This window comes from Hyalangium sp., assembly GCF_035629615.1.
Classification (GTDB): Bacteria; Myxococcota; Myxococcia; order Myxococcales; family Myxococcaceae; genus Hyalangium.
The window spans coordinates 1-11,308 of record NZ_DASPHO010000304.1 but is presented as its reverse complement, the minus strand read 5'-3'; the positions used below and the strand labels follow the sequence as shown (position 1 = coordinate 11,308).

The window sequence follows — 11,308 nt, the reverse complement described above, 5'->3', positions numbered from 1 at the left end:
TGCTGGAGCTTCTGGAAGAAGCTGATGAGGCCGCGCGGGTCATAGTTGGCCGCCGTCGCATACCTCGCGCCGTACTCGTCCGCCTCTGTCTCCTCGCTGCGGCCGTGCGCCAGCATCGCCCCGCCGCCCACGAGCTGCGCGGCGATCTGCGCCGCCGCGCCCGGGTTCTTGCCCAGCGCCAGCTCGGCGAGGGCATTGAGGCCATAGGCATTCACCATGGCGCGCGCCGAGTGCCGGCCCACCACATGGCCCGCCTCATGCGCCAGCACGCCCGCCACCTCGGCCTCGTTGTCCGCCGCGAGCAGCAGGCCCGTGTACACGTAGAGGAAGCCCCCCGGCGTGGCGAAGGCGTTCACCGTCTTCGCGTCGTTGATGACGTTGATCTTCCACTTCACGCCCTTCCGATCCCGGTTGGCCGACTGGAGGATGGGCGTGATGATCCGGTTCACGTACTCCAGGACGGCCGGGTCCTGGACGTACTGGATCTTCTCCTTCTGCTCGAGCTCCTGCTTCACCTGAAGACCGATCTTCTCCTCCTGCTCGTCCGAGATCAGGGCGTCCGCGACGGCCTTCTCCGCAACGATGCGCTGCTTCGCACAGCCGGTGGCGAGGCCCGCCGCGAGGGTGACACCCAGGAATATCGAGAGGATGCGCTGCATAGAGACAACTCTTCCTTTCCAGACGCTGCGTGAGGTTGCGCCGGACTCGTAGTCAGGAGCCCGGGCCGCGGCAAGCATCACCGTGCCGCTTCTTGGGCGGGACGAGGGCAGGTGGCCGCTATGCAACGCTCTGCCTGGGAAAGTCCCCCGGCTGGAGCCCCAGCAGGGAGCCGGGCGGCCCTTGTCGCTGCCGGGCACGGGATGGACGTTTGAGCTCGGCGCTCCGTGCATGGACGCCAGGAGGCCTCAGATGTCACGTCCTTGCTGGGTCGGCTCGCTGAGCTTTGGACTGGTGCACGTGCCAGTGCGGCTCTACCCCGCGGTGGAGCCCCGGCAGGTGAAGTTCCACCTGCTGCACGAAGCGGATGGGGGCCGCATCCGCCAGAAGCGGGTGTGCTCGGTGGATGGCAAGGAGGTGGCATACGAGCACGTGGTGAAGGGCTACGAGCTGCAGCCCGGCCAGTATGTCGAGGTGACACGCGGCGAGCTGGAGGCGTTCGATCCGAAGTCCAGCCGCGCCATCGAGCTGGAGGACTTCGTGCAGCTGGGGGAGATCGACCCCGGGTTCTATGAGGCCACCTACCACCTCGTGCCGGAGGCGGGTGCGGAGCGCCAGTACGCGCTGCTCGTCGCGGCGCTGGGCCGCTCTGGCCGGGTCGGCCTCGGGCACCTGGTCATGCGTCACAAGGGGCACCTGTGCGTGGTGCGGCCCTTCGGACGAGCGCTCGCGCTCTCCACGCTGTACTACGCGGAAGAGCAGGTCTCCCAGGACACGCTGCCGGAGCTGGCCGTGCTGGGGCCGCGCCCCTCCGAGCAGGAGGTGGACATGGTGCTGCGCCTCATCGAGTCGCAGGCCACCGCCTTCGAGCCTCGCCGCTACCATGACACCCACCGGGAGCGCCTGCTCTCCTTCCTGGCGCGGCGCGCCCGGGCCCAGTCGAAGGTCGCAGAGCCGGTGGCGCTGCCCGCCGCGCCTCCCGAGCCTGGGGCCGCCGCGGAGCGGGCCGAGGCGTTCCGGCGCATCGAGGAGGGGATTGCTGCGCTGCGTCGAGCCGGGCGCGGGGCTGTCCGGGTGGAGCGGCGGCCGGCGGAACGAGGCGCGCTGCGGTTTCGTCCCCAGGCGGCCCGCGAGGTCCGGGCCCGCGAGGAAGTGGAGAGCGAGGGCCCCGTGACACCTCCCGGGACGGGCAACTCCCAGCCGCACTGAGCGGGCCTGGGAGCCGGGCAGGCATGCGGCGGCCGGCTGACAAACGAGACTCCGCTCCGAGAGCATCCCCTCCGAGGGTGGCCCGGAGTTCAGTTCTTTTCCTGAGGGCCCTGCCAAGGCGACACTGGGCGCTCCATGGGAGCTCAGGAACAGCGGTGGCACAGGTGGGGGGGCCTGCGGGTCCTCGTGTTCCTTGCCACGTGGGGGGTGGGCACGGCGGCCGTCGCCCTGGAGCCGGACCGGCGCATCTCGCAGTACAACCACCAGGCCTGGCGCAGCGAGAACGGCCTGCCGCAGATCTCGGTCATTGCCATCGCGCAGACGCCCGACGGGTACTTGTGGTTCGGGACCCACGAGGGGCTCGTCCGGTTCGATGGAACGCGCCTCACCGTCTTCGACCGCAAGGGCTCGCCCGCGATGCACTCCCAGCTCATCCAGGCGCTGGTGGTGGACGCGTCCGGCGTGCTCTGGGTGGGTACGGATCAGGGGATTCTTCGCTACGAGCAGGGCCAGCTCCGGGGGGTCCCGGAAGCGGGCACACTGGAGAGCCAGCCCATCTATGGGCTCGTGGCGGACGGCACCTCCGTGTGGATCTCCTCGCCCGTGGGGGTGACGAGGGCGCCCGTCTCCGGCGAGGCTCCCTGGCGGAACTACACGGCCCGGGACGGGCTGCCCGGCAGCCGGGCCTGGGCCATCATCGGGGATGGCGCGGGCGGCCTGTGGGGGGGCTCTTCCCAGGGCCTGGTGCGGGTGAGGGGGGACTCGGTAGAGCTCACCCCCTTGCCTGGGCCCGATGCGCCGCAAGTGTCCAGCCTGTGGCTGGCGCGGGATGGCACGCTCTGGATCGGCACGACCCGGGGGCTCCTCTCTCTGCACCTAGGCCGGTTCACCGCGTATGGCGCCGAGCAGGGCATCCCCCGGATGGCCGTGACGCGGCTGCTCGAGGATCGGGATGGCAACCTCTGGGTGGGCACCGAGAACGGGCTGCTGCGGCGCGGCGCGAGGGGCTTTGCCGCCGCCACGGCCCCGCAGAGCCTGGCGAACGAGCTCATCCAGACGCTGCTCGAGGCAGGGGACGGGAGCTTGTGGGTGGGGACTCCCCGGGATGGCGTCCATCGCCTGAGCAGCGGCCCCTTCCTTCCTGTCGGGGTGCCGGAGGGCTCGACCTTCCAATCTCTCAACTCGGTGCTGGAGACGCAGGACGGCACGCTGTGGTGGGGGGGCTCGAGGGGAGGACTGGAGCGGATGAAGGGGGGCGTCATCACCCGGATCGGCGCGGCGCAAGGGCTGGAGGACCAGCGCATCCGCTCGCTGGCGGAGAGCCCAGACGGCGCGCTCTGGGTGGGCACGTACTCAGGCCCCTACCGGTTCGATGGGCAGCGCTTCCTCCTCCTGGGGCCCGAGCAGGGAATGCCTCCGGGCGCCACTGTCTGGGCCATGGTCCCGGAGCCGGATGGCGGCATGTGGTTCGCCACCTCGGAGGGGCTCGTCTCGCTGCGAGGCGGGCGCGCCACGGTGTTCGGCCCGGAGCAGGGCTTCACCGTCGAGCTCATCATGCCCATGGTGCGCGAGGACTCGGGGACGATCTGGTACGGCACTCACTCCGGCGTGGTGCGCTTCGCCCACGGCACCTTTACCCGCTTCACCGTCCACGATGGGCTTGCGGGAAACTCGGTCTTCAGCCTGCACCTGGACGCGTACGGCTCGCTGTGGGTGGGCACCCTCACGGGCGTGTCGCGCCTGAAGAACGGGCGCTTCACCTCCATCACTGCTGCGCAGGGGCTGCCGGACGACACCGCCTACAGCATCCTGCCGGACTCCAAGGACCACCTGTGGATGAGCAACAACAAGGGCGTCTCACGGGTGAGCCGGCGCGAGCTGGAGGAGGTGTTGGACGGCCGGCGCGAGCGGGTCCACGGCCTCCTCTTCGACGATCGAGATGGGATGCGGGCCAGCGAGTGCAACGGCGGTGGCCAGCCGTCCGGGTGGAGAGCGCGCGATGGGAGGCTCTGGTTCGCCACCTTGCATGGCGTGGCGGGAGTGAAGCCGGAGGACGCCCGGCTCCAGCTCCCACCGCCGCGGCCTCACATCGAGGAGCTCCGGGTCCAAGGCCAGCCCGTGCCGTTCTCCGAGCGGCTGGAGCTGGCGCCGGGCCAGCAGGGGTTGGACATCCGCTTCACCGCCTTCGTGCCGCACGGCGCAGAGCGGGTGCCCTTCCGCTACCGGCTGGAGGGGTATGACAGCGGCTGGGTGGATGCCGAGGAGCGGCGCAAAGTCTCGTACCCGCGACTGCCACCGGGCAGCTACCGGTTCGAGGTGACGGCGCGCGGCCGGGATGGGCGGTGGGTGGAGCCCGGGGCCGCGGTGGAGGTGACGCTGCGGACGTGGTTCCACCAGACGCGGTGGTTCTATGCGCTGTGCGCGCTGGCCCTCGGCGGAGTGGTGGCGAGCGGCTATGCGTGGCGCGTGGGGAGGCTCAAGACGCGGGAGCGCTGGCTCAAGGCGCGGGTGGAGGAGCGGACCCGGGAGCTGGACGCCAACCTCCGCGAGCTGCGCGCCACCCAGGCCCAGCTGGTGCAAGCAGGGAAGATGGCGGCGGTGGGCACGCTCGCCGCCGGCGTCGGGCACGAGATCAACAACCCGCTCTCCTACATCATGTCCAACCTGGATCATGCCTGCGAGGAGCTGGCGGAGCTGGCGCGGCGGGAGGAAGGCCTGCAGGAGACGCGGGAGCGGCTGAACGAGCTGCTGCAGGTGCTGCGCGAGGCGCTCATGGGAGCGGATCGGGTGCGGCGCATCGTGAAGGACTTGAAGACGTTCTCGCGCCAGGACGAGGACACGCGGGGGCCGGTGGATCTGCGGGCGGTGATGGACTCGGCGGCGAAGATGGCGGCCGGGGAGCTGCGCCCGCGCGCCCAGCTCATCCGCGAGTACGCGGCGGACGTGCCACCCGCGGAGGGCAACGAGGCGCGGCTGTCCCAGGTGTTCCTCAACCTCATCATCAACGCGGCCCACGCGTTGCCGGAGGGCAAGCCCGAGCAGAACGAGGTCCGGCTCGTCCTGAGGCGCGCTGGCCAGGGCCAGGTCGTCGCGGAGGTGCGGGACACGGGGAGCGGGATTCCTCCCGAGGTGCTCGGCCGCATCTTCGATCCGTTCTTCACCACCAAGCCGGTGGGCGTGGGCACGGGGCTGGGGCTGGCGCTGTGCCATGCCTTCATCACCTCCATGGGCGGGCGCATCGAGGTGGAGAGCCAGGTGGGGCAGGGCACGCTGTTCCGGGTGATCCTGCCCGCGGCGAGCAGCGCGGTGGTGGCTGCACCACAGGCCGTGCAGGCTCGAGCCGGGGACGGGGTGCGAGGCCGGGTGCTGGTGGTGGATGACGACCCGCTGGTGAGCTCCGCGCTGCGGCGGACGCTCTCGCGCGAGCACGAGGTGGAGGGGGTGGTGAGCGCCCGGCGGGCGCTGGAGCTGCTCACCTCGCCCCAGGGCGGCTACGACGTCATCCTCTGCGACCTGATGATGCCGGAGATGACGGGCATGGATCTGCACGCGCAACTCCAGGAGACGGCTCCGGAGCAGGCCCGGCGGATGGTGTTCATCACCGGCGGGGCGTACACACCCGCAGCCAAGGAGTTCCTGGAGCGGGTGAGCAACGCGCGGCTGGAGAAGCCCTTCGACTCGGACAAGCTGCGGGACCAGGTGCGCGAGTGGGTGAAGCAGGCCCGCGCGCCTGGGTCCGGCCATGCCGCGTGAGGGCGACTACTTCAGCCGGCCCTCGGCGGCGTCGTAGTCGAGGTTGGAGAAGTACGCATCCACGTACTTGGCGCGCTCGTTGGCCTTGTAGTCCGGCACGAAGGCGTGCTCCCACGCGTCCATGACGATGATGGGCCTGAAGCCGGCGATGTTGTTCGTCTCGTGCAGGGTGATCCAGTGGTTGGACAGCCACCCGTTGCGCGGATCCTGGAATGTCACCGCCCAGCCGATGCCCGGCATGGTGGAGATGGCCTTGAAGTCCGCCAGCCACGTCTCGAAGGAGCCGAAGCTCTCCTCCATGGCCTTCTTCAGCTTCGCCGGCGGGGTGGCGCCGCTGCCGCCCGCCTTCAGGTTGCCGAAGTAGTACTCGTGGAGGACGACGCCGTTGTACTCGAAGCCCAACCGGCGGGTCATCTCCGCGTACATCGGGTTGGTCCCGGCCGCCTCGCCCTTGGTGGCCATGCCCGAGAGCGTCTCGGTGAGCTTGTTGGTGCGGTTGACGTAGCCCTCGTACAGCTTGAAGTGGACCTCGAGCACCGCGTCGCTGATGCCCTTGAGGCCCTTGCAGTTCGCAAACTGCATCGGCGTGTACTTCTTGTCGGCCATACTTCCTCCCATGCGGGTAGAGATGAGGCGCCTCTCATTAGGAGAGGTGCCGGCGTTTGGCGCGTGCAACTTCTCGCGGGTGTACGCGCATGAACAAGTAAGAAATGCGCGGGCCCGGCGCACGGTGCTATGTGGCTGTTGCGGATGCCTGAGCTTCCCGAGGTAGAGATCGCCCGGCGCAACCTGGCGCGTTGGCTCCACGGCCGCCGTGTGGTCAAGGCCGAGGCGGACAACACCCGTGTCTTCCGCGGGGCCAAGCGTGCGAAGTTCGCCGAGCTCTCGGGGCGCGTCGAGTCCCTGGACCGGCGGGGCAAGTACCTGCTGCTGACGTTTGAGGGCGAGCGCGGCCTGCTGGCCCACCTGGGGATGACGGGGAAGTTCGTCCGGCGCCCGGAGGGCCGGGTGGAGCCCCACAGCCGCGCCCGCCTCCACCTGGACGACGGCGCCGTCATCCATTTCAAGGATTCCCGCCTCTTCGGGCGAATGGAGCCCGCGCCCGCCGCCCGGCTACGCCAGCTGAGGGCCATCCAGGAGCTCGGCAGGGATCCTCTGGCGGACGGGCTCACCCCGGAGCAGCTCCGGGAGGCGCTCGTCCGCTCCCGGCAGGACCTCAAAGTCGCGCTCATGGACCAGGGGCGTGTGGCGGGCCTGGGCAACATCTACGCCGCCGAGGCGCTCTTCCGCTCCGGGCTGCACCCGGCCCGCAAGCCCGCCTCGCTCAAGCCCGAGGAGTGGGAGCGGCTCACCCAGGCCATCCTCGAGACGTTCCGGTCCGCGCTGCAGCAGGAGCAGGGCGAGGAGCCGGTGTACCTGGAAGAGAAGGACTCGGAGAATCCGTTCCTCATCTACGGCCGAGCTGGCACCCCCTGCCCCACGTGCGGGACGAAGGTTCAGTCCTTCACTCAGGGGGGGCGCACCACGCACTTCTGCTCGAAGTGCCAACCGCTGCGAAGCAAGGGAAAGAAGCGATGAACGTCAAAGCCAAGGGCCTGGACCATGTGGCCATCGCCGTGAAGGACCTGGACAAGGCCATCTCTCACTACCGGGATGTGCTGGGCCTGGAGCTGGCCGAGATCGAAGAGGTGCCCGAGCAGCAGGTGCGCACCGCCATCTTCGGCCACGGCGCGGGCCGGGTAGAGCTGATTTGTCCTACTTCTGCGGACACGGGGGTGGCGAAGTTCCTCGACAAGCGGGGCGAGGGGCTGCACCACATCTGCATCGAGGTGGAGGACATCGAGGCGTCCATGGCAGCGCTGAGGGCCAAGGGAGCGCCGCTGATCGACGAGACGCCCAAGCCCGGGGCGGGGGGGGCGAAGGTGGCCTTCATCCACCCCAAGGGGAGCCACGGCGTGCTCATCGAGCTGCGCCAGGGGCCCAAGCCTTGAGTTGACCGGTGTGAAGGAGCGTGTGGTTGACGTTGACACCCCTCCCCCCCGTGGCTTAACTCCCGCGCCCTCTCGACTCGGCCGCCCTGCGCGGTCCTGGAGAAACGTGAACATGTCCCACGTCCTGCTGGCGGCGTTGCTCGTCGCCTCCGCCACGGCCACCGCCCAGACGTCGCCAAAGAAGACGCCGGTGCCCGAGAGCGGGACGCCCGCGTCCGCCCAGCCTGCGCCGGCCTCTCCCACCCCGCTGGCCCAGGCTGCCCCTGCCGCCGAGAAGCCAGCAGCAACTCCGCCCGCCCAGCCCGCGACCGCCCAGCCTGCTCCGGCTGCCGGGGGCACTGCCGCGGCTCCGGAGGGCGAGCTGACTCCGGAGATGCAGCGCGAGCTGGATCGCCGGCTGGAGGCCGCCAAGCAGGAGATGCGCGAGGAGATCCGCGCGCAGATGGCCACCCAGTCCCTGTCCTCCGACTGGCAGCAGGAGTGGACGGAGGAGAAGCGCAAGCTGGAGATCTTCACACTGGACGGCTACTTCCGCGTCCGGCCGAACCTCTTCTACAAGTTCGATCTGGGCAAGGATCGGGATCTCGCGCTGTTCCCCTCGCGCTCGGAGACGGAGAACACCCAGGCCGGCGCCAACATGCGCGTGCGGTTGGAGCCCACCTTCAACGTCTCCGAGGAGGTCCGCCTCAAGCTCCAGCTGGATCTGCTGGACAACTTCCTGCTCGGCTCCACGCCGGATCTCACCCTGGACAGCGGCCGGAACCAGTTCGCCATCTTCTCCGAGAGCCAGGACGGCTCGGCCGTGGACGCCTTGAGGGACACCCTCTCGGTGAAGCGCGCCTACGGTGAGGTGAGCACGCCGGTGGGCATCCTGCGCTTTGGCCGCATGGGCAGCCACTGGGGCCTGGGCATGCTGCGCAACGACGGCAACTGCCTGGACTGTGACTTCGGCGACAACGTGGATCGCGTCCAGTTCGTCACCGAGCCCTTCTCCGGCTTCTACGTGACGCCGATGATCGACTTCAACGCCGAGGGCACCACCAGCCAGGAGCGCACCGGCGATGCGCAGCGCGAGGCGTTCGATGTGTCGAACGCGGACGACAGCCACAGCTACGTGCTGGCCATCGCTCGCCGGGACACGGACCAGCAGGTGAAGGACAAGCTGGAGAACAACCAGGGCGTGCTCAACTACGGCCTGCACTTCACCTACCGCACGCAGCGCTGGGAGGCCTTCCCCCGGCAGGACGATCCCAACACGATCGACACGGACGAGTCCTCCGTGGCCGACTTCGTGCCTCGCGACGCCACCCTGTACGTGCCGGACCTGTGGCTGCGCTACGAGGAGCGCCTGTTCCGCGTCGAGGTCGAGCTCGCGGCGATCTACGGCAGCATCAACAACCGGGCGCTGAACGTGAACGACGTCAACAACCCCGCGCAGAACCAGTCCCTGCGCGTGCTCCAGTTCGGCGGCGTGGCGCAGGGCGAGTACAAGCTGCTGAACGGGGATCTGCACCTGGGGCTGGAACTCGGCTTCGCCTCGGGTGACAAGGCCGCGGGCTTCGGGCAGTACCAGCGCGGCCGCGTCGTCAACCCGGATGGCGAGCAAGTGGATGGCCCGCAGTACAGCTGCGGTGTGGGCGGCTGCGCCGACAACGCCATCCGCAACTTCCGCTTCAACCGCGCCTACCGCGTGGATCTCATCCTCTGGCGCGAGATCATCGGTGGCCTCACCGATGCGGCCTACATCAAGCCCTCGATGAAGTACTCGCTGGCGGACGGGTTCGATCTGTACGGCGGCGTCATCTACTCGCAGGCGCTCTACGCGGAGTCCACGCCGTCCACCACCAGCCGCAGCCTGGGCGTCGAGGTGGATGTGGGGGCTCGCTACGAGACCGAGGATGGCTTCGTGGCCGGCCTCAACTGGGGCATCTTCTTCCCCATGGGCGGACTGCAGGAGCCCGAGGGCTCGCTCTTCCGCCGGGAGTTCGAGACGGCTCAGGCGATACGCGGCACGCTCGCCATCCGCTTCTAGGCCGCGGACATGAACCGCTTGCCTCGCGGCCTCGTCATCCTCCTGGGCCTGGGCCTCATCGTCGCGGCCTGCGGCATCAAGGGGGCCCCGCGCCCCCCCGAGCCTCCGCCGCCGCCTCCCGCGGAGACGCAGCCCTCGCCCACTCCGGCGACCCAGCCGCTGGGGGATCCCACGCGGGGCCCCCTCGAGCCCGCCGCGCCAGGCCCTGCGCCGGACCCAGGAACGTGAACCACTTCAGCTACCGTCGAGGCGTCCTCCACACGGAGGAGGTGCCCCTGCCCGCCATCGCCGAAGCGGTGGGGACGCCTACCTATATCTACTCCGCAGCCACGCTCACCCGGCACTTCCGGGTGGTGACGGAGGCCTTCGGGCAGCACCCCCACCTCATCTGCTACTCGGTGAAGGCCAACAGCACCCTGGCGGTGCTGCGGCTCTTCGCGGAGGCGGGCGGTGGCTTCGACATCGTCTCTGGCGGAGAGCTGGCGCGGGTGCGGCAGGCGGGTGGGGCGCCGGAGAAGACGGTGTTTGCCGGGGTGGGCAAGACGCCCGAGGAGATGGAGCGGGCGCTCGCCGCCGGCATCCTCATGTTCAATGTGGAGAGCGCCGAGGAGCTGGAGACGCTCGACGCGGTGGGGCGCCGGGTGGGACGCCGCGCTCCCTTCGCCCTGCGCGTCAACCCGGACGTGGACGCGCGCACGCACCGCCACATCGCCACCGGGCTGAAGACCTCCAAGTTCGGCGTCCCCTTCGAGGAGGCGGTGGCCCTCTACGCCCGCGCCCGGAAGCTGAAGGGGCTGAGCGCGGTGGGGCTGGACTGCCACATCGGCTCGCAGCTCACCCGCGCGGCGCCCATGAAGGCGGCGATCTCCAAGGTGGCGGGGCTGTACCGCTCGCTGAAGGAGCAGGGGCACCCGCTGGCGTACCTGGACATCGGCGGTGGCCTGGGCATCACCTACACGGACGAGACGCCGCCCTCTCCCCAGGAGTACGCGCGCACGGTGCTCGAGGCGGTGAAGGACACCGGCGCCTCGCTCATCCTGGAGCCGGGGCGGGTGCTGGTGGGCAACGCAGGCGTGCTGCTCACCCGCGTGCTGTACCGCAAGCGCACGCCCTCGAAGACGTTCGTGGTGGTGGATGTGGGGATGAACGATCTCATCCGCCCGGCGCTCTATGAGGCCCACCACGCCCTGCAGCCTGTGGTGAAGCGGCGTGGCAAGGCCGTCGAGGTGGATGTGGTGGGTCCGGTGTGCGAGTCCAGTGACGTGCTGGCCCGGGCCCGGCCGCTGGTGCTCCCCCAGCAGGGGGACCTGTACGCGGTCATGAGCGCCGGGGCGTACGGCATGAGCATGGCCTCCACCTACAACTCGCGGCCTCGGCCTGCCGAGGTGCTCGTGGACGGGGCGGCCTGGCGGGTGGTTCGAGAGCGAGAGACCGTCGAGGATCTCTGGCGCGGCGAGCGGGCCTGAACGTATAAGCGGCGTTCATGAAGACCTTCGAAGGCTCCATGACGGCGCTCGCCACGCCCTTTCAGAATGGGAAGCTCGACGAGGAAGCCTACCGCGCGCTGATTGATCGGCAGGTGGCGGGAGGGACGAGCGGGGTGCTGCCCATTGGCACCACGGGCGAGGCCGTGACGATGAGCGCGCCGTCCGCGCCCAGCTCGCGC

10 protein-coding genes are annotated in these 11,308 nt (G+C 69.7%); 8 read left to right on the top strand and 2 right to left on the bottom strand.

Annotated elements, in window-relative coordinates; translation table 11 throughout:
* Positions 1-659 (bottom strand): M48 family metalloprotease (locus VD972_RS15425; protein WP_324987459.1); only part of this gene is annotated, 659 nt, incomplete at its 3' end.
* A gap of 250 nt (positions 660-909) precedes the next feature.
* On the opposite strand from VD972_RS15425, the gene VD972_RS15420 reads away from it, so the two are divergent.
* A complete protein-coding gene (locus VD972_RS15420) occupies positions 910-1,866 on the top strand; it encodes a Ku protein (RefSeq protein WP_324987456.1) in 957 nt (318 codons plus the stop codon).
* 186 nt (positions 1,867-2,052) lie between these two features.
* Positions 2,053-5,619, top strand: a complete 3,567-nt coding sequence (locus VD972_RS15415) for a two-component regulator propeller domain-containing protein (protein ID WP_324987454.1) — start codon at positions 2,053-2,055, stop codon at positions 5,617-5,619.
* Positions 5,620-5,625: 6 nt separating this feature from the next.
* On the opposite strand, the gene VD972_RS15410 is transcribed toward VD972_RS15415, so the two are convergent.
* Positions 5,626-6,225, bottom strand: coding sequence for a Fe-Mn family superoxide dismutase (locus tag VD972_RS15410; RefSeq protein ID WP_324987451.1), 600 nt, complete (start codon positions 6,223-6,225; stop codon positions 5,626-5,628).
* A gap of 144 nt (positions 6,226-6,369) precedes the next feature.
* Here VD972_RS15410 and mutM point away from each other — a divergent pair, with 144 nt between their 5' ends.
* The 6 genes from mutM to VD972_RS15380 all read left to right on the top strand — a co-directional run.
* On the top strand, positions 6,370-7,197 hold the full coding sequence (mutM, locus tag VD972_RS15405) for a bifunctional DNA-formamidopyrimidine glycosylase/DNA-(apurinic or apyrimidinic site) lyase (RefSeq protein WP_324987448.1): 828 nt from the start codon (positions 6,370-6,372) through the stop codon (positions 7,195-7,197).
* The gene (mce, locus tag VD972_RS15400) at positions 7,194-7,610 is read left to right on the top strand and encodes a methylmalonyl-CoA epimerase (protein WP_324987445.1); all 417 of its coding nucleotides are present in this window, start codon (positions 7,194-7,196) and stop codon (positions 7,608-7,610) included. The genes mutM and mce overlap by 4 nt, the downstream gene beginning before the upstream one ends.
* A gap of 112 nt (positions 7,611-7,722) precedes the next feature.
* Entirely contained in the window at positions 7,723-9,642 is a 1,920-nt protein-coding gene (locus VD972_RS15395) for a TIGR04551 family protein (protein ID WP_324987442.1), read from the top strand.
* A 9-nt stretch (positions 9,643-9,651) separates the two neighbouring features.
* Positions 9,652-9,870, top strand: a complete 219-nt coding sequence (gene lptM, locus VD972_RS15390) for an LPS translocon maturation chaperone LptM (RefSeq protein ID WP_324987440.1) — start codon at positions 9,652-9,654, stop codon at positions 9,868-9,870.
* A complete protein-coding gene (gene lysA, locus VD972_RS15385) occupies positions 9,867-11,108 on the top strand; it encodes a diaminopimelate decarboxylase (protein WP_324987437.1) in 1,242 nt (413 codons plus the stop codon). Before lptM ends, lysA begins: the two co-directional genes overlap by 4 nt.
* 17 nt (positions 11,109-11,125) lie before the next feature.
* A partial coding sequence (locus VD972_RS15380) for a dihydrodipicolinate synthase family protein (protein ID WP_324987434.1) occupies positions 11,126-11,308 on the top strand: 183 nt, incomplete at its 3' end.